Genomic DNA, 23,116 nt, shown 5'->3' on the forward strand with positions numbered 1-23,116 from the left:
GTGATGTTTACTTGTAAGTAAAAACTTCGAAAACCCGCACCCTATTGCGGGTTTTTTGTTTTTAAAATTTTGAATAATTGAACGAGAGTAATAAGTATGTTGCGCATTAAAGTTAAACGTTGGTTCTTATGGTGGCTTTTGCCTATTTACGCTGGATGACCGTTTTTTAAATAGATTATTAGTAGGAATACCCATGAGCAATACCCAAGAATATAAAACTGAAAAAATGCAGCCTGAAGCTGTGATAAACCATCAACAACCGGGTGCGGTTGTTACTATTACCGATACCTTAAGCTATCAAAGTGATCCCTTAGCTGTTTTTCACACTCTATGTGCTGATAAAGAAAATACGTTATTACTGGAATCAGCAGAAATTGATAAAAAGCATCAACTTAAAAGTTTACTGCTTACCGACACCGCCGTTAAAATTGTTTGTAATGGTAATACTGTTCACTTTACTGCATTAAATAAAAACGGTGAAAATGCCCTGTCGTTTGCGAAACAAGCATTAGCATTGAATGCAGCAATCACCGAAAACGGTAGTGACGACAATCAGGCATTTAGTGCCACATTTTCTGACATTAACGAACAATTAGATGAACGTTCTCGATTGCTTGCAATTAACCCTTTTCAAAGCTTACGTTTATTCAGTCAACTAGATAATACAACCCAACACCCGTTTGCGGTATTTTTAGGGGGTGCTTTTGCATTCGATATGATGTCGATGAGCGAATCATTACCTGAAGTTGCTGATGGCGAAAATACTTGCCCAGATTTTGTTTATTATCTCGCTGAAACGCTGATTATTATTGACCATGAAAAACAATCAAGTGATGTAATTACCAATCAATTTACCGGCCCTGGATACGAAGAAGCTAAAGCAGCAGCATTAGCAAGAATTAACGTAATAAAAACACGTTTAAGTACTGATATAACCGCTTCATTTGAACCTAAACCAGTTAACGCCGATAACAACAACACTGCGTCAAAAGAAGATGAACAGCTGCCATTAAGCTGTGATATTGACGATGAGGCTTTTTGCCAAATAGTTAATGACTTAAAAGAGAATATTTTAGCCGGTGACATTTTCCAAGTAGTACCGTCACGCACTTTTAGCCTGACCTGCTCAAATAACCTTAACGCCTATAAAGCACTAAAACACAGTAATCCAAGCCCTTATATGTTTTATTTGCAAGACAGTGATTTTTGTATATTCGGCGCTTCGCCAGAGTCAGCACTTAAGTATCAACAAAGTAATCGACAAGTAGAGATTTACCCAATTGCCGGTACACGTCCTCGTGGCTTTAACGCTGACGGCAGTTTATCGCCTGATTTAGATAGTCGAATAGAGTTAGACTTACGATTAGATAAAAAAGAATTAGCCGAGCATATTATGTTGGTTGATTTAGCACGTAATGACATCGCGCGCGTTAGCAAGCCTGGTACTCGTCATGTGGCTGAGCTATTAAAAGTCGACCGATATTCACACGTTATGCACCTTGTTTCTCGGGTCTGTGGCACATTAGAAATCGAATTAGATGCACTGCACGCTTACCAAGCTTGTATGAATATGGGCACATTGTCTGGTGCACCTAAAGTAAAAGCAACCTCACTTATTCGTGAAGTAGAAGGAAAACGCAGAGGTAGTTATGGCGGCGCAGTGGGTTACTTAACCGGCAATGGTGATATGGACACTTGTATCGTTATACGTTCAGCCTTCGTACAAAATAATCGCGCACAAATACAAGCTGGCGCAGGAGTGGTTTTTGACTCAGACCCACAATCAGAAACAAATGAAACCAGACAAAAAGCTCAAGCAGTGATCAGTGCGATTAAAGAAGCAGAAGGTAAAGTATTAGTTATCTCTCATCAGGTAAGAAAAAATTTAACTAACAGCGATGTTATGCACAAGGAAACGAAATAATGAAATCAACTGATGCTTTACCTATCGCTTTACCAGAAATTGTTATGTTAGATAATCTTGACTCATTTACTTATAATTTGGTCGATGAGTTTCGTTGTTTAGGTTACCAACTGACCATTTATCGCCATACTATCAGTGCTGATTTTATTTTTAAAAAGTTACAAGAGAAGCAACAAAGTAATAACGCTGGCGTTATTTTAGTGCTTTCACCCGGACCTGGCGATCCTACGCATGCAGGTTGTTTAATGCCTTTAATTAAATTATGCGCCGGACAATTTCCTATCTTAGGTATTTGTTTAGGGCATCAAGCATTAATCCAACATTATGGCGGTGTAATAGCACGCGCACCTGAAGTAGTGCACGGAAAGTCGTCTAATATTACCCACAACGGATTAGGCGCTTTTGATAATATTGATAGCCCTTTACCTGTAGCGCGTTATCATTCACTTGTTGCCAGCAAAATGCCAGAGCAACTGACCATGACAGCCTATGTTAATTTATCCACTGACAATGATGAAATTACCTTACCTATGGCAATAGAGCATAGTAGCGATGCGGCCATCGGTTTTCAGTTTCATCCTGAATCGATATTAACCACATATGGCACCAATTTATTAGCCCAAAGCCTTAATCATTTATCCGCTTTGGCTAACCAAACTATTTATAAAGCACAAGGGCATACTCATGACAACCACTGAACTAAGTAGCGAAAATTCACCAAAAACTCAGCCCGTGAGTAACGATGACATTACGCATAGTGCACTCAATACTTTAGTTGATGGTAATTCACTAACACAACAGCAAAGTCATGATGTGTTTGAACAAGTGATCAATGGTTTTGTCGCGCCAGAACGTTTAGCGGCAATACTGACTGCGCTAAAAATTAAAGGTGAAACGCCAGCTGAAATTGCTGGTGCTGCGATTGCTATTCGCGCCAATGCTAGTGTTTTCCCGAGCCAGAGCACAAGTGTGGCTGATTGCGTAGGCACAGGCGGAGATGGCGCAAATACCATAAACATATCTACCACTGCGGCTATTTTAGCGGCTGCTTGTGGCTTAAAAATGGCAAAACATGGCAACAGAAGTGTCTCAAGTATGTCTGGCTCTGCCGATTTACTCGAAGCACTCGGCGTAAACTTAACAATGTCACCTGAAGTGGCAAGTGAATGTTTAGCGCAAGCCAATATCTGCTTTTTATATGCTCCTGCTTACCATACTGGCTTCAAGCATGCTGCTCCGGTGCGTAAAGCTATGGCTATTCGAACCCTATTCAATATTTTAGGGCCGTTAGTTAATCCGGCAAAGCCCGACATTATGTTGTTAGGTGTTTATATTCCTGAATTAATTACCCCGATTGCACAAGCTCTGATGCTAACTGGTGTAAAACAAGCTTGGGTAGTTCATGGTAGTGGCTTAGATGAAATAGCGTTACATGGGAAAACACAAGTTACTGAGATAAGTCATGGTGAATTAACCGAGAAAGAAGTTACGCCTGCAGACTTTGGTTTAGAAAACTACACCCTAGAAGATATAAAAGGTGGAACGCCTGAAGAAAACGCCAAATTTATTCAAGCCATATTAGCCGGTAAAGGCCAAGCTGCCCATAACAGCGCAGTTATTATTAATTGTGCAGCACTACTTTATTTACATCGCGAGCAGCTTAACGGTAAAGCCGATACGTTATTGTTAGCGGCACAACACGCCACTCAGGTACTCGCCTCGGGTGCAGCAACAAAAACATTAGCAGATTTAGTACAAATATCGAACTCAGGAGTAACAGCATAATGAGTAATATTCTTGAGCAAATCGTTGAAAATCGACGTATTGAGATAGAGCATTTAAAGAAAGAATTACCGTTAGCAAGCTTTATTGATGATTTAACACCTTCAAAAAAAGATATGTATCAAGCGCTAACGCGTACAGCAGAAAAACCTTACGCTGGCTTTATTTTAGAATGTAAAAAAGCATCACCATCAAAAGGTTTGATCAGAGCTGATTTTAATGTCGCAGAAATAGCCGGTATTTATGATAATTACGCGGCGGCAATATCAGTACTGACCGAGCATAAATATTTCCAAGGCGACTTTAGCTATTTAAAAACCGTTAGTGATTTCGTTAAGTGCCCAGTACTGAATAAAGATTTCTTTTTTGATACCTACCAAGTTTATTTGGCCAGACATTATGGCGCCGACGCAATATTACTTATGCTGAGCGTGCTCAATGACGAAGAATACAATGAGCTGGCAGCTGTTGCACAGTCGTTAAACTTAGCTATTTTGACTGAAGTTTCTAACGAAGAAGAATGCGAACGCGCGATTAGCTTAAATGCAAAACTCATTGGTATTAATAATCGCAACTTACGTGATCTTTCAACCGATATTTCACGTACCTTTGACTTAGCGCCAACATTACCTGATGATCGCATCGTTATTTCTGAATCAGGCATATATAATAATGCACAAGTGAGAGAGCTTGCCCCAGCCGTTGATGGCTTTTTAGTTGGCAGCTCGGTTATGGCTGAAGATGATATTGATTTAGCATGTCGGCAATTAATATTTGGTCACAATAAAGTGTGTGGTTTAACAAGCCCGGAACATGCTTCGTTTGCAATTAATGCGGGTGCAGAATTTGGCGGACTTATCTTTGCTGAGAAATCACCTAGGTGTATTGATAAAGCACAGGCAAAAGTTATTATCAGTGATAACCCAAGCTTAAAATATGTTGGTGTATTTGTTAATCATTCGCAAGATACTGTGCTTGAATTCGCACATGAATTGCAATTATCAGCGGTACAATTGCATGGTCAAGAAAGCCAAGAATACATTAATAGTTTAAGAGAAAAGTTGTTTCAACATTGTCAAATATTTAAAGCGCTACCTGTTGAAAACAAGGTGCCAACTTTACCCAGTAATGTCGACCATATTGTACTCGACGGTAAAAATGCTGGCAGCGGTCAGGCTTTTAACTGGCAAGCGTTAGCTGATAGCGAGCAAGACTTATCGCGTTGTTTTTTAGCTGGCGGCTTACAACAAGATAATATCACCCAAGCGTGCGGGCAATTGAACAACCACGAATTATTTGGCTTAGATATCAACTCAGGTGTTGAATCTAGCCCAGGCATTAAATGTCGCGAAAAGCTCAATGAAGTTTTCGCCCAAATACGGAATTATTAAGATGTTAAAATCTACAAGTGAAAATCAGCCTAAAAAAACCTTACCAGCCTACTTCGGTGAGTTTGGTGGCATGTTTGTGGGCGAATTGTTAGTGCCTGCTTTAGAACAGCTAGAGCAAGCCTTTATTGAATCGCAAACCGATGAAGTTTTTTTAGCCGAGTTCAACAAATTATTAACTAGCTATGCTGGCCGACCAACGCCACTAACATTGTGTCGTAATATTGTTAAAAACCCATTAGCTAAAATTTACCTAAAGCGTGAAGATTTACTGCACGGTGGCGCACACAAAACCAACCAAGTGTTAGGACAAGCCTTACTTGCCAAGCGCATGGGGAAAACAGAAATAATTGCAGAAACTGGCGCGGGTCAACATGGTGTTGCTACTGCGATAGCCTGCTCGTTATTAGGTTTAAAATGTAAAGTTTATATGGGCGCAGTTGATTGTCAGCGTCAGCAACCGAACGTTTTTCGTATGCAATTAATGGGTGCAGAAGTTATTCCCGTAACAGCTGGTAGCGGTACACTTAAAGATGCGGTGAATGAAGCTTTACGTGATTGGTCAGCAAATTATGAAAACGCGCACTATTTATTAGGCACGGCGGCGGGTCCTCACCCGTTCCCGACGATTGTACGTGAATTTCAAAAAATGATCGGCGAAGAAGCAAAACAACAGTTATTAGCAGAAGAAGGTCGTTTACCTGATTACGTTATTGCCTGTGTTGGAGGTGGCTCAAATGCTATTGGTATGTTTAACGATTTTATCGGCGATGAAAACGTTAAGCTCATCGGTGTTGAAGCTGGCGGTAAAGGCATTAATACCGCACACCACGGTGCAACCTTAGTTGCAGGCACTAAAGGCATGTTACATGGTAACTACACCTACATTATGCAAGACAAGGCTGGACAAATTGAAGAGTCTTACTCAGTATCGGCTGGTCTTGATTACCCTGCGGTAGGTCCACAACACGCACAATTAAAGGATTCTGGTCGTGCTCAATACGTGCCAATTAATGACGATGAAGCATTAGAAGCATTTCAATTGTTAGCGCGTAACGAAGGTATAATTCCGGCTTTAGAGTCATCTCACGCCTTAGCGCATGCTTTAAAAATGGCTGATAAAGTAACCGAGGAAACTATCTTTTTGGTTAATTTATCAGGCCGAGGAGATAAAGATTTAGCGCATGTTAACGCGATTATATCACCCGAGACTGCTGAGAAAAGTAACGTTAAACACAGAGGAGAAGCATAATGAGCCAAGCAACTAACATAACTAATGTAAGTACTCGTTATGACCAAGCGTTTGAAAAGCTCGCAGCCAAAAAAGAAGGAGCATTTATTCCTTTTGTGATCATCGGCGATCCAAACCCTGAACAGTCTTTTGAAATAATTAAAACCCTTATTGATGCTGGCGCAGATGCTTTAGAGCTAGGCATACCGTTTTCAGACCCAAGTGCCGACGGTTTAACCATACAAATGGCTGCTCTTCGTGCATTAAAAGCTAATACGAATACCGACATTTGTTTAGATATTTTAGCCAAAGTTCGTGCCTATTCGCCTGACACTCCAATTGGTTTGTTACTTTATGGCAACTTAGTATTTGCTCGCGGTATTAATAATTTTTATCGTGATGTGGCTGCTGCGGGTGTTGACTCAGTGCTAATTGCTGACTTACCCATTCGTGAGAGTGAGCCTTTTAGACAGGCGGCAATTGCCAATAATGTAGCACCTATTTTTATTGCTCCGCCTAATGCCAGTGAAGCAACTTTACAAAAAGTCGCTGATTACGGTTCTGGTTATACTTATGTATTAAGTCGTGTTGGCGTAACAGGTACAGAAACTGAAGCTGAAATGACTGGTCATAAGCTGATTGATATTTTAGACAAACACCAAGCTGCGCCTTCGGTTATTGGTTTTGGTATATCAAAGCCTGAACAAGTAGAAGCGGCATTAGCCACAGGGGCAAAAGGTGCTATTAGTGGCTCTGCTGTGGTCAAAATAATTGAAAATAATCTCGATGATAATGACAAAATGTTAGCCGAATTAGCGAGTTTTGTTATCGCGATGAAACTGGCGACTAAGCTTTGAATTAGCAGCTTTGAGTTAACAGCTATCAGTTAAAAGTGGTTCGGTTTGAACATAAAAAAGCTCATAAGGTTTAACTTATGAGCTTTTTTTATTGCCTCTTAGTTTCTAAATCAATGGCTATTAGCCAGTGATTAAATAATAACTATGCTGATTTTTTTTCCCAAGTATCACGTAAACCAACGGTACGGTTGAATACGAGTTTACCTGCGGCAGTATCTTCTGTTGAGATTTTATTATCTAAACAAAAGTACCCTTGGCGTTCAAACTGAAATGCTTGTTCAGGCTTTGCATTAGCTAAATAAGGTTCAACTTTTGCATTACTGATGATAGTTAGTGAGTCAGGGTTAATCACCGAATGAAAGTCTTCTGCTGCACCTGGATTTGGCACCGTAAATAAACGTTCATACAAACGAATTTCTGCATCAAGACTTTGCTCAGCAGAAACCCAATGAATAACACCTTTAGGTTTAGTACCATCAGTAGGATTTTTACCTAAGGTTTCTGGATCGTACTGGCAATAAACCGTAGTCACGTTCCCTTCTGCATCTTTATCACAACGAGTAGCCGTAACAACATAAGCGCCACGTAAACGAACAGCTTTGTCTAATACTAAACGTTTATATTTCTTATTAGCTTCTTCACGAAAGTCTTCTGCTTCTATGTAAAGTTCTTTAGAAAAAGGAACAACACGCGAGCCATGGCTTTCGTCACTTGGATGATTTTTAACATCAAGGTTTTCAACTTGCCCGTCAGGATAGTTTTCAATCACCAATTTAATAGGGTCTAAAACGGCCATTGCACGTGGAGCATTGTCATTTAAGTCTTCACGAATACAAGCATCTAACACGCTCATTTCGACGGTGTTATCCATTTTAGTTACACCGATACGTTTGGTAAATTCACGCAGTGAACCGGGTGTAAAGCCTTTACGACGGAAACCCGCAATCGTTGGCATACGCGGGTCATCCCAACCATGTACTAACTTATCTTCCACTAAGCTATTTAATTTTCGCTTGCTCATTACGGTATATTCAAGATTTAAGCGTGAAAATTCGTATTGATGTGGAATAGTTTCAATCGAGATATTATCGATAACCCAGTCATATAAACGACGGTTGTCCTGAAACTCTAAGGTACACAATGAGTGCGTTACGCCTTCAATGGCGTCAGAAATACAATGAGTAAAATCGTACATTGGATAAATGCACCATTTATCCCCTGTTTGGTGATGATGGGCAAATTTAACACGATAAATAATAGGATCACGCATACACATAAAGCTCGATGCCATATCGATTTTAGCGCGCAATGCACACTCACCTTCTTTAAAGTCACCGGCTTTCATTTTTGCAAACAAAGCGAGGTTTTCTTCAACAGAAGTATCACGATAAGGGCTATTTTTACCTGGTTGCTTTAACGTACCACGGTACTCACGCGTTTCTTCACCATTTAAAAAACAAACGTAAGCTAAACCTTTTTCGATAAGCTCAACAGCATAACCATACAAGCGGTCAAAATAATCTGAAGAATAGTGAATATCGCCAGCCCATTCAAAACCTAACCATTTAACGTCTGCTTGAATAGAGTTTACGTAATCAATATCTTCTTTTTCAGGGTTAGTATCATCAAAGCGTAAATTACATAAACCCTGATAATCTTGAGCAACACCAAAATTTAAACATATAGATTTCGCATGACCAATATGTAAAAAACCATTCGGCTCAGGCGGAAAACGTGTTTGTATTTGACTATGCTTGCCACTAGCTAGATCAGCATCAATAATTTGACGAATAAAATTGGTAGGACGGTTTTCTACTTCCGACATCCACAAAACCCCTAAAATAGTAAAAATTTAAATAACATAATTGAAGATATTATATCAATAGAATTAACCTAAGCGCACCTAAAGAATATAAATTCTCCTATATAAAGCGAAATATAAGTAAACTTACGCTCATTTACGACAACATATAAGGCAGAACAGTCCATTTTACTGAACTTGTGCAACGCCATTGCAAAATAAATTAAAGATTTAGAAAACCATTCACATCAGACCAGTAAATTGTTATGTTATTTATACTTTTTTATTTCCTTAACAGCCTCCTAATGTCTGAAAGTTCATCTTCTAAAGCAACACTCTCGACTCGTAAACTTTCTCTTGAGAATGTACAGCAATGGCAACAAAAATCTAAGAGTCAAAATACGGTAAACGGCTACTATCGTGCTGGTGCTAAAGACGCCAAACGTATTCATATTTTGCATGGCACCGGTTTCTCTGCAATGACCTTAGCGGTAATGGCATCGCAACTACCAAAAGACTGGTCTATTTGGTTAACAGATGTGCCCGGGCATGGTAACTCCACACAGCCATCAAAACGTATGCCTGACTGGCAAAAAATGGCTAATACGGTTGCAGATGCTATTTATGCACAAGCCAATGTTAAAGAAAATGGTCCTTTAATAGGTATTGGGCACTCTATGGGGGTGTTTTAACGTTATTAGCTGCAGTTAAATACCCAGATTTATTCAGCGAAATAATTTTACTCGACCCAGTGTTATTCCAAACTGAGATGATAATAGCGCAACAACTTATGCGAGTAACCGGAGCATGGCGTAGAAGCACTTTAGTAAAATCAGTCGCTAATCGTACCAATACATGGCCAAGCATTGCTGCAATGAACGAGAGTATTGCCAGTAAAGCCTTTTATAAAACTTGGCATTCGCAAGTGATTAACGATTACTGTGAATTTTCCTCATCGATTAATGCCGATAGTACCGTGCAACTGAGTTGTGAGCCAAGCTGGGAAGCTTCAATCTTTGGCTCGTACCCAAAAGGCCTTTGGCGGGCGATTTATAACATTAAAGTACCAGTAGAAATATTAGTCGCACATAACAGCTATTTTTTTATACCAAAAGCAGTTAAAAGAGCCGCTAAAATTAATAAAAACATTCAATGGCAAAAGTTTGGTAAAACTCATTGTTTTCCAATGGAAGAGCCGAACGAAACAGCTGAAAAGTTAACGAGTATTATAAGCACCAGAAATTGATATAAAAGCATATTACTGATAGGTTAATTATTCTTACTGTGTAAATTTATTATTGTGTTTTTAAATATAACGGCAATCGTCGAAGAGGGTTTTATTGTTGAAATTTTTACTTAGCGTATTGCTCATCTTTTCAATATTTAGCGTAAAAGTAACTGCACTAACTTTAGAAGTAGTTAGTGAACATTGGCCGCCATTTATAATACAAAACCCTGAAAATAGAAACGATATTTCAGGCAGCGTGACAAAAAAAATTAATGATATTTTAGCGCCTTCAGGCATTGATTACACCATTAGGACTTATCCGTGGGCGCGTAGTTATTATTTAGCGATGAATAAGCCCAATGTGCTCATTTATTCCATTTATAAAACTAAAGAACGAACGCCCTACTTTGAGTGGTTTTGTCCTATACACGCCAAAACACCCATTAACATATATAAACTAAAAAAGAACAAGGCTGATATCTCTGCGTTAGAAACTTTGGGTGACACAGTTATTGGTGTATTAAGAAGTGATAATAGCCATAATTACATGCTAGAGCATGGCTTTGTTGAAGGTCGAAACTTAATCGTTACTTCGAGTGAAGAAAACAATATAAAAAACTTACTTAATGGAAGAATAGATGCTGTTATTCAATCGAAAGAAAGTTTAATTTATCGCTTGCAAGATACAGGTTTTAGCATCGATGACTTAAAAGTAGGTTTTAAGTTACACCCAAACGACAGTACAGAACATTGTATGGCGCTGAGTAAAAGCTCGTCGCCAGAAATGATTTCCACCGTTAAAAAAGCTTTTAACTCTTGGCGAGTTAATCATAATAAAAATAACAACTAATTTAAAATATTAGTAAAATATTATCTTAAATAAAAACAAGGATGTTTAAATGAAAAATTCAATTACCTTTACGTTTTTACCTATACTATTACTTTGCAATAGTAGCCAAGCAATCGAAATATCTCAGCACTTAAGCACTACAGCAGCACCAATACCTAAAGTTAGAGTTGAACCCAAATATCCTGTCAATGCAGCAAAGAATGGCCGAGAGGGTTGGGCGACTTTTAGTTTTATTATTGAAAAAGACGGTAGCGTTTCTAATGTTATCACTAAAGAAACTTCCGGTAGTGACGACATTACCCTTGCAGCTAAAAAGGCCGTAATGCAATGGCAATACGATCCTGTATTAGAAAATGGTGAGCCAATACAACAGTGTGCAAATAGTGTAATGCTTAACTTTAGAATGCATAAACAAGCGGGAGAATCAGGGGTTACTAGGCGTTTTAGACACTTGTACAGTAAAACACAAGCGGCTATAACAGCCAAAGATTATGCTCAAGCCAAAGAGTTATTGGGGCGATTTAACAAAATAAAAAAAATGCACTTATCTGAAAATAACTTTTTACAGTTATTGAGTGCACAATACGCAAATGAAATTGGTGATCCTGCTCTCGAACTTTCGCACTTGAACAAAACAGCATTCCCTATTGAAGCAGGCAATAATCAGCAACTCATATCTACCCTTAAACAAAAATTACTGCTGCAAATAAAACTAAACCACTTAAAATCTGCATATTACACATTTGAACGTTTGGAAAAACTAGCCGCTGATGAACCTTATTTAGCTGATTATAAAGTACTGCTTGAGCGTATTGATGAGTTTATTCGTTCAGATAAAAATTTAGTGATCAGTGCTGATATTCGTCAAGATGAGTACTGGCATTATGCCTTAGTTCGAAATGAATTTACCTTGACAAACATTACCGGAAAACTCACTAAAATGGATATACGATGTGCAAATAAACGTCACCTTTATTCCATTGAAAACAATAACACTTGGAAAATCCCTGACACTTGGCAACAATGCTACGTCTATGTTTTTGGTGACAATAACGCTACGTTCAACCTTGTAGAACACCCGTTTAAGGCTTAGGTTAATTCGATGATAAACAGCTGAATTTTAAATGAATTTAGTTAATTCGTGCTTTTGCAATTTCAGCTAAAGATGCTGATTGAGTAGCTAAATTTTCTAACTCAACTTCTATTACAGCTTTCGGTAACTTTTTGATCAGCAGTTGCCCTATTTCATTGGCATTATTTTTCGCGGCAAAGATTAGAATATTGCTATTGTCACAACTCACATCTTTAAACACTGCGCGTAATTTTAATCGATTTGACTTCAACAGTTTTCTTAACCGCCCTTTGTCATCAACTGCAATATATTCACAAATATTTTGTGCAACATTAAAACTATAACTTTTCGGAACAAACAGGCTAATAGCAATGACGATTAACAGCATAAAAATATTACATAATAACTTCATAAGTGTTCCTACAATCTGTAAAGCTTAACTTTTAATAAGTTTAGCGTGCTTTGATAAAAATGTATGGGTATCTTATCTAAAATAAAAATTACCCGTTAATTAATTAAAATGAATAACTAAGGTTAAATTTCCGGTCAATAGTCATATAAAACATAAATATAACTTAACGAGATAAAACATGCTAATACGCTTTTTTTTAATATCCATCGTACTCCTCTCAATAGTATCCTCTGGCGTAAATGCTAAAGGTAATGACGCTAAAGTAATGACATCAGGTTTGAACCACTTGGGTTTAACGGTTAAGGACTTATCAGCCTCAAAAGATTTTTTTGTGAATACTTTAGGTTGGAAAGTTGCAGGTGGTTATCCAGAATACCCATCGGTATTTGTAACTGATGGGCAAGTTTTTGTCACCTTATGGCAGACCAAAAATAAACATGACGTTATAGAATTTGATAGAAAGAACAATGTCGGTTTACACCACCTTGCCTTAACGGTAACTAGCGAAAAAATACTTGAGGAGTTACATCAACGCTTTAAATTGTTACCCAATATCGTCATTGAGTTTTCACCTGAACTTAATGGTAAAGGTCCAACGGTTCATATGATAATTCGTGAACCTAGTGGTAATCGAATTGAGTTCGCTTACTCTCCCAAAAAATAAAAAGCACAACTTAACAACCTCGGTGATTTGGTTGTGTATTTTTAGCTATAATTTTGACCAAAAAAAGCGCAGAGGATCTGCGCTTTTTTAATGAAGCATTAGCATAGTGTTAATTAGAACTGAGCAACAACCTGCTCAACAACCATTTTAATGGCTTTGCTCGGATTATCTTGCTCTGATGTTTTAATGCGTTTTATCGCCCAACCATGCCATACCGGCTGATGGCTTTTAACGTCATACACATCTATCGCCAATTTCCCTTCGGTATAGTTTCGCACACGTGTATCTGAACTAAGACCTATACCACCGTAGTAACGATGTCCCCATAAAAAATTGGTTCTATACATCAGAGGTAAGGTATCAACTTTTACTTTATCTCTGCTTCCCATGGTGTATGAAATAGTAAAATCAGCAGCTTCAGCATCACTGACTAATGCATAACCCTTAGCAATAAAAGCTTGTTCAATCGCGTTATCAATTCTAACTTTCATAACAGGGTTAGCATCAATAGATTCAGCTAAAACCTTTGTCTCATTTAGCCAAGCGAATGTTTTATAATGTGATGTCGTTATTTCACTATTGCGATCAAAGTCAACTCTAGCCTGTTGAGTTGATGTACACCCAGCGATTGCTACAAGTGCTAACATCATGATTAGTTTATTTTTTAGCATAAATCCTTCCTTACAACTTCGATTTGTTTAACTTACCCTACAGGTTATCATAAATACCAAGGTAAACTGTTTAAAAATTTAACGCCATTTGATTGATTTTTTTATTAATTACCATTCAAGATTAATAACAGAGGTGAGTTATTAATTTAAACGCAGTATTTAACTTATTAATACTTTAAACCTTTCCCCAAATCTTTCCTCGCTAACTAAATGACCGGACTAACCTCTACTTTATGACACACAAATATTTAGCTTTTGTACTCCCTATTTTTCATTTGGCTATAATAAAGTTTAAAAACTTATATATATTTTCCAATTTACCATTGACAGTAATAGGTAAACCCCTTAAAACTGTAGGTATTACTTTTACACAATATTTATATATGAACTTAGCTAACACACTTTTTTCTCTCCTCATTCTCGTCTTGGTCTTAAATCCCAAGCGTGGACGATATTGTGTGTAAAAATAAAGTAAAAAAATAACAACAATTAACCCTCGCTCTGAAAAGAACGGGGGTTTTTTTATCGCTATTTATACTCATTGACTTAATTAAGAAAGGGATTACATATGACAAAAGAGCTATTCTCAGGTGCTGAGCTGGTAGTAAAAGCCTTATCAGCATTGAAGGTAAAGTATCTATTCGGTTATCCAGGCGGCACCGTACTAGATATTTATGATGCGCTTTTTAGACAAGATGACGTAGAGCATATTCTTGTTCGTCATGAGCAAGCGGCAACTCATATGGCAGATGGTTTTGCCCGAGCAACAGGTGAAGTTGGTGTGGTATTGGCAACATCAGGGCCTGGTGCTACAAACTGTATTACAGGCATAGCCACAGCGTATATGGACTCTATTCCTATGGTGGTGTTATCTGGCCAAGTGCCTACCGGCCTAATTGGTGACGATGCGTTTCAGGAAACCGATATTGTCGGTTGTTCACGGCCAATCGTAAAGCATAGCTTTAATTGCCGAAGTGTTGTTGATATTCCAAATACCATAGCTAAAGCTTTTTATATCGCCAGTACTGGACGCCCAGGTCCTGTGGTTATTGAACTACCTAAAGATATTTTAATGCCGCAGTTTACTGCAGAGTTTGTATTTAATGCCGACGTTAGCATGCGTTCATACAACCCAACAATAAAAGGTCATCATCGCCAAATTAAAAAAGCAGTGCAGGCAATTAAAAAAGCAAAAAGGCTCGTTGTATACTCTGGTGGCGGCATAATCATCGCTAACGCTGCCGAGTTACTAACAACCTTGGTTGAAAAATTAAATGCACCAGTAACCAATACCTTAATGGGTTTAGGCGGCGTATCTGGTTTACATGACAATTTTATCGGAATGTTAGGTATGCACGGCAGTCTAGAAGCGAATAAAGCTATGGCTAATGCTGATGTTATTCTCGCTTTAGGTGCAAGATTTGATGACCGCGTAACGAACAATGTTAAGAAATTCTGTCCTGATGCCACTATTGTTCATGTTGATATTGACCCCACATCAATTTCAAAAACCATAAACGCACATATTCCGGTTGTTGGTTTAGTCGATATTGTTATTGAGCAGTTACTTGTTGAACTTGAAGAACAACAGTTTAGTGTTAACCAAGAAGAAAACCAATTATGGTGGCAACAAATTGAGCAATGGCGCGCAGTTAAAAGTGTAAGTTATGATCAATCTGGCGATAAAATAAAACCCCAACGTGTTATTGAGTCTATGTACAAAGCCACACAAGGCGAAGCTTATGTTTGCTCTGATGTTGGCCAGCATCAAATGTTTGCCGCGCAATACTATCCTTTTGCTAAGCCTCGCCAATGGATAAACTCTGGCGGCTTGGGCACTATGGGTTTTGGTTTACCTGCTGCAATGGGGGTGAAATTAGCTTTTCCTGAAAGCCATGTTATCTGTATTACTGGCGACGGCTCTATTCAAATGAATATACAAGAGCTATCTACTTGTCTGCAATATAACTTACCCGTGGTTATTATCTCACTAAACAATCGTTCTTTAGGCATGGTACGTCAATGGCAAGATATGGTTTATGGTGGCCGACACTCTTCTTCATACATGGAATCTTTACCTGATTTTGTTAAATTGGCAGAATCCTATGGCCATGTCGGCATGCAAATTAATAATCTTGATGAATTAGATGAAAAGATTAAGGAAGCTTTTTCCATTAAAAACCGATTAGTTTTTGTTGATGTATTAGTCGATGAAAACGAGCATGTATACCCGATGCAAATTCGTACCGGCGCCATTGATGAAATGTGGATTAAAAAAGGAGTAAAAGCATAATGCGAAGAATTTTAGCCGTATTACTAGAGAACGAGGCAGGCTCACTTTCTCGCATTGTTGGGTTATTTTCTCAAAGAGCATTTAATATTGAGAGCTTAACGGTTGCACCAACCGAAGACGATACTCTATCTCGCATTACTATTGTGACTAAAGGGAATGACAAGATACTTGAGCAAATAGTAAAGCAAGTTAATAAACTTATTGATGTTATTAAAATTACCGACTTAACAGAACGTAGCCACGTAGAGCGTGAATTACTGTTGATTAAAGTATTGGCGATGAACGAAAAGTCTCGCAGTGAAGTTATGCGTATAACGGATATTTTTAGGGGCTCCATTATTGATATTGGTAAACAAGTCTATACTATTCAATTAACGGGTAATGCCGATAAAATTAATGCCTTTATTTGCACGCTGGCGAATGAAACAGAAATTATAGAGTCAGTAAGGTCAGGCTGTGTGGGTATTGCTCGCGGTGAGAAGGCGCTTAGAATAAAGCAGTAACTTTATAGGATTAACGAATAGGCTTCGCGAATAAGTACCTAGCCTAAAGTTTATCCTTCGATCCACCCGCCTGAAAATACAATAAAGCCAGCTAAAAGCTGGCTTTATTTTTATCAATATTCGACAGTCGAATAAAAACAGTTTAACTCAATTTAAAAGTAAATCTGCGACGTAAACCTACAAGTGCTAGCAAGAAAATACTACTTAAACCAAAACCTGCACCTCGTCGTTCAACTTTTTCTTCAACAGCACTACAGTTTTCAACTTCACCCGCTATTGGCTGTAAAGTAACCGCGCGAACCACATCTTCAAATAACTGTTCGCCTTTGTCATCAAGCATTAATACGCCCTTTGAATCATGGCGAGGAACTCGAATTAATGCGGTAGCTGAAATTTCATCATCATCATTAATAGCACGTGCTTCGATAATAGTGTAATCAGTTTCACAAGTTAAAAAGTCATTTAAATCAGTAAAAGTTTTGCTGATAGTGTCATAAATAAAAGCATGCGTTCTTCTTGGCGTACTGGTATTGTCGTTATGTGTTTCAACTTCACCTTCACCTACAATTTTACCGCTTTCATTAATCGAGCGAGCTGTACTCGAACTACCAGTAAAGAAATCTGTTGGTAAAATCATTTCCATCGATTCTGCGTTAGTATCAACATGATAGAACTTAGTACGTAAGTTACCATTTACATAGGTAGCAACATGACCTACCGCGATACCCGCGTCATTTATATCATAAGCACGCGAATCAAAATATTTACCATGATCTTCAGTAAAGTCGCTAACTAGACCATTTTTATAAACAACAGCATATAAACTTCTAGCTTCACTTGCGCTTGGGTTGGTTTCATTTTCGTCAACCCAACCATGTGCATAGCCAACAGCAACACCTTGGTTATTAATTGCTTGAGCGTAATTAACATACTCGCGAATGTCATCAACATGCGGAGTAACTAATTGCCCTAAAATTTCTGATGTAATGATACCTTGCTCATCAATGGTCCATTTGATTGCTTCTGTATTATAAATTTCTTCAACAACTTGTTGAACACAAGCTTTAAAAGGCAAATCATCAAGTACATCAGGATCAGCACAACCGCCGGTTTCATCAGCAAAAAAATCAATAGCATTTTGATCAATACTTGTACTAGCATAACCAACGGCAAAATGAGAATCGCTGATATCTAATATGGCTGACTCTCCGCCAAAACGCTGCTCTTCGGGTAAATCGGTTTCACTCGGCGGAATAATTTCAATAATACTCGCACCACCATCCGAAGAGAAAAAACCACGCGTAGTAAATTCACGTAACCAATAGGTTAATTGCTCATCATTACTATTAGTAAAATCTACCGGTAAATAAGGTGCTGACGCATTACCGTAAACCCAACCTTCATTAGTTATACCACTAATATATTCTTTAGTTGAGCGGGTATAAATATCAGTGCCAACTAACTTTTCATCAAAAACATTAAAAAGCTCTGTATCACCATTGAAGTTAGTCATGGCATAAATATCGCCAACTTGTTGATACAGGCTATTACCAGCTCTTGATTGTAAAAAATTAATGACCCAAGAAAGATCGTTTGCTGTTGGGTTACCTGCCCGAAGCGCGGTTTCATCTTCAATATTTTCTAAGTCATGAACACCTTCATGGCTGTTCTCAGCTAAGAGAACGATGAAGTTATAATCATCTTCGTCAAGATATTGAAACTGTACAGGAAAATTATATATATCGGTGCCTGAAATAGCAGCTTCACCGTTATTATTTTCTTCTTGTGAATAAGTATATTTTAATGAAGAAACATCACCTTTATCAATAACTTGGTATGTTGCTGCATTAACGGCGGATAATCCTAATGCACTAGTTATACCTAATGCTACAATTGATTTTAAAAATTTGTTCATGTAACTACTAAACTCACTATCGTTATTAATCATCTAATTCTTGCCATCTAGCGTAGGCAACTTCGAGTTTGGACTCACTAATGGCTAACTGGTTCAATATTTTATTACTTTGCTCTGGGCTTTGACTAAAAAAATCAGCTTGATTCACTTTTTCTTGTAACTCTGCAATCAAATTTTCAAGCTTATCGATTTGCCCTGGTAATTCTTCTAACTCTTTTTTTTCTTTGAAAGAATGCTTTTTCTTGGCTGGCATTGCAACTTTGTGTTCAGTTTTACCTGCATTTTCATTTTCTTTAGCTTTAATAATCGGCTTTGCCATGGCTTGACGCTGTTTATCTTTATGTTCAAGATAACTATCAACATCATCATAACCGCCAACAATTTGTGAGATATGACCCGTTCCATCAAAGTATAAACAACTACTTACACAGTTATTAACAAAGTCACGATCATGACTGACTAAAATAACCGTTCCTGCATAATTTGCAACGACTTCTTCTAATAACTCTAATGTTTCTATGTCCAAATCATTGGTTGGCTCATCTAGAATCAATAAGTTACTTGGGCGCAGAAATAAACGAGCGAGCAACAAGCGGTTTTTCTCACCACCTGATAATGCTCTTACTGGCGTACGGGCACGTTTAGGACTGAATAAAAAGTCTTGTAGATAACCTAATACATGTCGTGGCTTACCATTCACTATAACTTCTTGTTTACCTTCGCCAACAATCTCTTGTACAGTTTGCTTAAGATCTAAGGCATCGCGATGTTGGTCAAAATAAGCAACTTCTAGATTAACCCCTGAGCGCATTTTTCCACTTGTGGCTTCAAGATTGCCCATGATCATTTTTATTAAGGTCGATTTACCTGTTCCGTTGGCACCTATAAAAGCAATGCGATCGTTACGTGTAATAAGTAAATCTAAGTTTTTAATAATAACTTTGTCATCAAAAGCGATACTTATATCTTCCGCTTCAAAGACTAATTTACCTGAACGATCACCTTGCGTAATGTTCATCGTACTTTGATTACGAACTTCACGACGAGCTTGACGTTCACCACGCAATTTCTCAAGTGCTCTTACTCGACCTTCGTTACGTGTGCGTCGGGCTTTTACACCTTGTCTGATCCAAACTTCTTCTTCAGCAAGCTTTTTATCAAATAACGAATTTTGCTGTGACTCTACCTGCAAGTCATGGGCTTTTTGCTCGATATATAAATCATAATTACCTGGGTAACTTTTCAAAATACCTCGGTCAAGATCAATAATACGTGTCGATACGCCCCTGATGAAAGCCCTATCATGACTAATAAACAGTATGGTACCTGCAAAGTCTTTTAAGAATGTTTCTAGCCATAAAACACTTTTAATATCTAAATGGTTAGTAGGCTCATCTAAAAGTAATATATCAGGAGCCGTTACCAATGCTTTCGCTAATGCTAACTTTCGTAACCAACCACCTGAAAGATCGCAAATTTTATCATCAGGATTTAAAGCTAACGTTGTCATCACTTGTTCGATGCGCTGCTCGTCCTGCCAAGCGTTTGCCACTTCAAGTTGTTCTTGAATGGTCGCCATTTTAGTGAGATTTTTTTCTGATGGGTCTTCAGTAACGTCATGAATAATCGCATGATAACGTTTAATTAAATCGGCATTTTCTTTCACGCCTTGAGCTATAAAATCAAACACACTGATATCTGATGACTCTGGTGGATCTTGTTCCAACATAGCTACTTGCATAGTGTTAGATTTAAGTATCTGGCCATCATCTAAAACTTGAAAACCCATTAATACTTTCATTAATGTAGATTTTCCAGCCCCGTTTCTACCGACTAAACAAATTCGTTCGCCTGTTTGTATACTTAAGTCCGTTTTATCAAGGACCTTGTCTTCACCAAAGGCTAATTCACCTTGGGAAATACGAATTAATTCCATAAACTACACTAACTCCAAAATTTGTTTCTGTTCGAATGGCCAAAATAATTTTTCTTGATCTGATACACGCTCTAAAACAGGAATACTGATACGATAAAGCTCAAGTAACTTTTCATCGTCGATAATATCTACCACATCAAGTTCTGCTGCTGGCATAACGGTCATACATAATGCTAAAGCGTCTTCACATAAATGACAGCCTTCGCTGCCATAAAGTTTAAATTTTACCGACATATCAACTAGCCTTGCGGGTGATCAACCAACTATTGTGAATCTGTTTATTACGCTGAAAATCTTTATCGCGGGTTTTATCACTTAATTCTTGAACCTTTAATCCTAATGCCGCTATAGCATCAAAATCCATTTTAAAGTTGCGTTTATTATTGGTGAAAATTAACTCTCCACCATCAGCTAACGAAGCAACACCATCGGTGATTAAACTAATATGATCACGCTGAACGTCAAAACTTTCCCCCATTCGCTTTGAATTAGAGAACGTAGGTGGGTCAATAAATACCACGTCAAATTTTTGCTCATTCTTCTTCAACCACTGCAAACAATCTGCTTGGATAAAATCATATTTATGACCACTTAGGTTATTCAATACGAAGTTATCTTGCGCCCAACTTAAATAAGTATTAGACATATCAACCGTTGTTACAGTATCGGCACCATGTAATGCCGCTTGCAAAGAAACCGAACCCGTATAGGCAAATAAATTTAACAACGATTTACCGGTAGATTTTTTAGCAACAATTTGACGCGTTTTACGGTGATCTAAGAAAAGCCCGGTATCTAAATAATCCCAGAGGTTCACTTTTAACTTAGCGCCGTATTCATGCACTACCATCGACTTTTTGGTTTGCTCAACACGTTGGTATTGTTCTTTACCTTTTTGCTTTGCGCGCGTTTTAATAATGACTTTGTCAGTAGGAACACCAAGCACTTTGGGGGCAAAATAAACGACTTCTTGTAATCTTTTCGCGACTTTCTCAGGATCAATAATCGCTGGGGCTGTGTATTCATGTATAACTAGGTGATCGCCATATACATCAACAGCGACATTATATTCAGGAATGTCAGCATCATATAAGCGGTAACATTCAATGTTTTCTTGTTTGAGCCAGCTTTTTAAATTCTTTTTATTTTTTAATAAACGATTACCAAAATCTGAATCTTTTTGTTCAAACTCAGCATTAACATTACTGCTCGATACTTGCTTGTCATCTAAATTATAAAGCGCAAATTGGCAATCTAATGGACCATTTTTAAACTTATAGCGTTTTAAAGTTACCATTTTCATCATGGCTAACAATTCAACATTAGCGGTTAAAACAGCGATACGCCAATTAACAAATTGTGCTTTAAACGTTTGTCCTAATAAGGCAAAACTTTCCACTAACTCAGGTAATTCACCTATTCGTTCACCGTATGGCGGGTTAAATAAAATAGTACCCTTTGGACCAAAAGCGTTTTTCATGTCATTGGCATTTTTACAAGAAAACTCGATAAACCTTTGTACGCCGGCATTTTTAGCATTTTGCTGTGCAGTTTTTAATACTCGGCTATCAAGGTCAACACCGAACACTTTAGCTTTAAGTTGTGTTAAACCAACATGAGATTGCTCAATGGCGGCAGACTTGGCAGCTTTCCAAGCATCAGCTTGATGTCCCAACCAAAAATCAAAACCCCATTGTGCTCTATCAATACCTGGCGCATAACCGGCAGCCATTAGTACCGCTTCGATAACTATCGTGCCCGAACCACACATAGGATCAACTAAAGGTTTAGTTGTATCATCTAACCAACCAGAACGCGTGATGATGGCAGCCGCTAAATGCTCTTTTAATGGTGCAGCACCAGAATGCTCACGGTAACCACGTTTAAATAAGCTACGACCAGAGAAGTCTAAATAAATAACTACTTTTTGCTTTAATAAGCGCGCTTGAAAACTTATCTGTGGAGTAGATTTATCTACTGACGGACGTTCCTGGTTTAAATCACGAAAATGGTCAACAACAGCATCTTTAACTGTTAAAGCACCAAACTGACTGTTTCGAATTTCATCACTAGTACCAACAAAGTCAATCGCGAAGGTACTATCAACAGAAAATAGTTCCGACCAGTTAATCGACTTCGCTACAGCATAAAGTTCGTCTTTATTAACTGCATCACCTTCGCCCAACTTTAAGAGTATGCGAGTTGATAAGCGAGAGCGCAGACAAATATGGTAGGCATGCTCGATAGTTGAGGTAAAATAAACGCCTTCAGGCTTTTGAACAACTTGTTCGGCTTTCAAATCTTTAAGTTCTTGCGCCAGTAATATTTCTATACCTGGAGAGGTTAATGCTAAAAATTGCTGCATATAGGTTTTCCAATCTAATTTATGCCGCGATTATAAACAAAGACACGTTCTACTTATAGGCATTTTACAAATTAGCGCCAACTATCTCTGAAGTTATGCTGTTTTATTTCAAATTTAGTCAATTTTCAGCTAATTGTCTGAATTACGAGTCATTCAAGAGTAAAAAAACAGCAACTATAAAATAAATCAAATTAATACCTAAAATAAACTTAAAACAGGTTGCA

General features: G+C 38.0%; 20 protein-coding genes. 13 read left to right on the plus strand and 7 right to left on the minus strand.

The window, feature by feature from the left end:
- Positions 1–226 precede the first annotated feature (226 nt).
- From DBO93_RS11035 to trpA, 6 genes are read left to right on the plus strand one after another with little or no spacing between them, the layout of a single operon-like run.
- Complete coding sequence (locus DBO93_RS11035; protein WP_108457817.1) at positions 227–1,924, plus strand: anthranilate synthase component 1; 1,698 nt, start codon at positions 227–229, stop codon at positions 1,922–1,924.
- On the plus strand, positions 1,924–2,622 hold the full coding sequence (locus DBO93_RS11040) for an aminodeoxychorismate/anthranilate synthase component II (RefSeq protein WP_108456391.1): 699 nt from the start codon (positions 1,924–1,926) through the stop codon (positions 2,620–2,622). The genes DBO93_RS11035 and DBO93_RS11040 overlap by 1 nt, the downstream gene beginning before the upstream one ends.
- Complete coding sequence (gene trpD, locus DBO93_RS11045) at positions 2,609–3,709, plus strand: anthranilate phosphoribosyltransferase (protein ID WP_108456392.1); 1,101 nt, start codon at positions 2,609–2,611, stop codon at positions 3,707–3,709. The genes DBO93_RS11040 and trpD overlap by 14 nt, the downstream gene beginning before the upstream one ends.
- On the plus strand, positions 3,709–5,097 hold the full coding sequence (gene trpCF / locus DBO93_RS11050) for a bifunctional indole-3-glycerol-phosphate synthase TrpC/phosphoribosylanthranilate isomerase TrpF (RefSeq protein WP_108456393.1): 1,389 nt from the start codon (positions 3,709–3,711) through the stop codon (positions 5,095–5,097). Before trpD ends, trpCF begins: the two co-directional genes overlap by 1 nt.
- Position 5,098: 1 nt before the next feature.
- A complete protein-coding gene (gene trpB / locus DBO93_RS11055) occupies positions 5,099–6,346 on the plus strand; it encodes a tryptophan synthase subunit beta (RefSeq protein WP_108456394.1) in 1,248 nt (415 codons plus the stop codon).
- A complete protein-coding gene (gene trpA / locus DBO93_RS11060) occupies positions 6,346–7,182 on the plus strand; it encodes a tryptophan synthase subunit alpha (RefSeq protein ID WP_108456395.1) in 837 nt (278 codons plus the stop codon). Before trpB ends, trpA begins: the two co-directional genes overlap by 1 nt.
- A 142-nt stretch (positions 7,183–7,324) precedes the next feature.
- On the opposite strand, the gene glnS is transcribed toward trpA, so the two are convergent.
- On the minus strand, positions 7,325–9,007 hold the full coding sequence (gene glnS / locus DBO93_RS11065) for a glutamine--tRNA ligase (protein ID WP_108456396.1): 1,683 nt from the start codon (positions 9,005–9,007) through the stop codon (positions 7,325–7,327).
- A gap of 281 nt (positions 9,008–9,288) precedes the next feature.
- Between glnS and DBO93_RS11070 the strand changes: the two genes are divergently transcribed.
- The 4 genes from DBO93_RS11070 to DBO93_RS11085 all read left to right on the plus strand — a co-directional run bounded on the left by DBO93_RS11070 (position 9,289) and on the right by DBO93_RS11085 (position 12,154).
- Complete coding sequence (locus DBO93_RS11070) at positions 9,289–9,675, plus strand: alpha/beta hydrolase (protein ID WP_162533774.1); 387 nt, start codon at positions 9,289–9,291, stop codon at positions 9,673–9,675.
- A 98-nt stretch (positions 9,676–9,773) separates the two neighbouring features.
- Positions 9,774–10,229: a hypothetical protein gene (locus tag DBO93_RS11075; protein ID WP_108456398.1), complete on the plus strand. Its 456-nt coding sequence runs from the start codon at positions 9,774–9,776 to the stop codon at positions 10,227–10,229.
- 97 nt (positions 10,230–10,326) lie between these two features.
- Complete coding sequence (locus tag DBO93_RS11080) at positions 10,327–11,061, plus strand: transporter substrate-binding domain-containing protein (protein ID WP_162533775.1); 735 nt, start codon at positions 10,327–10,329, stop codon at positions 11,059–11,061.
- A gap of 49 nt (positions 11,062–11,110) precedes the next feature.
- Positions 11,111–12,154, plus strand: a complete 1,044-nt coding sequence (locus tag DBO93_RS11085; protein WP_108456400.1) for an energy transducer TonB — start codon at positions 11,111–11,113, stop codon at positions 12,152–12,154.
- Positions 12,155–12,191: 37 nt separating this feature from the next.
- Here DBO93_RS11085 and DBO93_RS11090 read toward each other — a convergent pair whose 3' ends face one another.
- Positions 12,192–12,545 (minus strand): DUF3718 domain-containing protein, encoded by a 354-nt coding sequence (locus tag DBO93_RS11090; protein WP_108456401.1) that lies wholly within the window; start codon positions 12,543–12,545, stop codon positions 12,192–12,194.
- Positions 12,546–12,723: 178 nt separating this feature from the next.
- Here DBO93_RS11090 and DBO93_RS11095 point away from each other — a divergent pair, with 178 nt between their 5' ends.
- On the plus strand, positions 12,724–13,209 hold the full coding sequence (locus tag DBO93_RS11095) for a VOC family protein (RefSeq protein WP_108456402.1): 486 nt from the start codon (positions 12,724–12,726) through the stop codon (positions 13,207–13,209).
- A gap of 113 nt (positions 13,210–13,322) precedes the next feature.
- Here DBO93_RS11095 and DBO93_RS11100 read toward each other — a convergent pair whose 3' ends face one another.
- Positions 13,323–13,880 (minus strand): DUF4136 domain-containing protein, encoded by a 558-nt coding sequence (locus DBO93_RS11100; protein WP_108456403.1) that lies wholly within the window; start codon positions 13,878–13,880, stop codon positions 13,323–13,325.
- A gap of 568 nt (positions 13,881–14,448) precedes the next feature.
- Between DBO93_RS11100 and DBO93_RS11105 the strand changes: the two genes are divergently transcribed.
- Together DBO93_RS11105 and ilvN are read left to right on the plus strand one after the other, a co-directional pair.
- On the plus strand, positions 14,449–16,173 hold the full coding sequence (locus tag DBO93_RS11105) for an acetolactate synthase 3 large subunit (RefSeq protein ID WP_108456404.1): 1,725 nt from the start codon (positions 14,449–14,451) through the stop codon (positions 16,171–16,173).
- Positions 16,173–16,676 (plus strand): acetolactate synthase small subunit, encoded by a 504-nt coding sequence (ilvN, locus tag DBO93_RS11110; protein ID WP_108456405.1) that lies wholly within the window; start codon positions 16,173–16,175, stop codon positions 16,674–16,676. The genes DBO93_RS11105 and ilvN overlap by 1 nt, the downstream gene beginning before the upstream one ends.
- Before the next feature lie 142 nt (positions 16,677–16,818).
- On the opposite strand, the gene DBO93_RS11115 is transcribed toward ilvN, so the two are convergent.
- The 4 genes from DBO93_RS11115 to rlmKL are packed head-to-tail and all read right to left on the minus strand — an operon-like array spanning position 16,819 to position 22,892.
- A complete protein-coding gene (locus tag DBO93_RS11115; protein ID WP_162533776.1) occupies positions 16,819–18,591 on the minus strand; it encodes a DUF3466 family protein in 1,773 nt (590 codons plus the stop codon).
- Positions 18,592–18,616: 25 nt separating this feature from the next.
- Entirely contained in the window at positions 18,617–20,527 is a 1,911-nt protein-coding gene (locus DBO93_RS11120; RefSeq protein WP_108456407.1) for an ATP-binding cassette domain-containing protein, read from the minus strand.
- Positions 20,528–20,530: 3 nt separating this feature from the next.
- A complete protein-coding gene (locus DBO93_RS11125; protein WP_108456408.1) occupies positions 20,531–20,761 on the minus strand; it encodes a glutaredoxin family protein in 231 nt (76 codons plus the stop codon).
- A 1-nt stretch (position 20,762) separates the two neighbouring features.
- Positions 20,763–22,892 carry a bifunctional 23S rRNA (guanine(2069)-N(7))-methyltransferase RlmK/23S rRNA (guanine(2445)-N(2))-methyltransferase RlmL gene (gene rlmKL / locus DBO93_RS11130; RefSeq protein WP_108456409.1) on the minus strand — a complete coding sequence of 710 codons (2,130 nt, stop codon included), beginning with the start codon at positions 22,890–22,892 and terminating at the stop codon, positions 20,763–20,765.
- Between the last annotated feature and the right edge of the window lie 224 nt (positions 22,893–23,116).

Origin of the sequence: Colwellia sp. Arc7-D (assembly GCF_003061515.1) — a bacterium.
Classification (GTDB): domain Bacteria; phylum Pseudomonadota; class Gammaproteobacteria; order Enterobacterales; family Alteromonadaceae; genus Cognaticolwellia.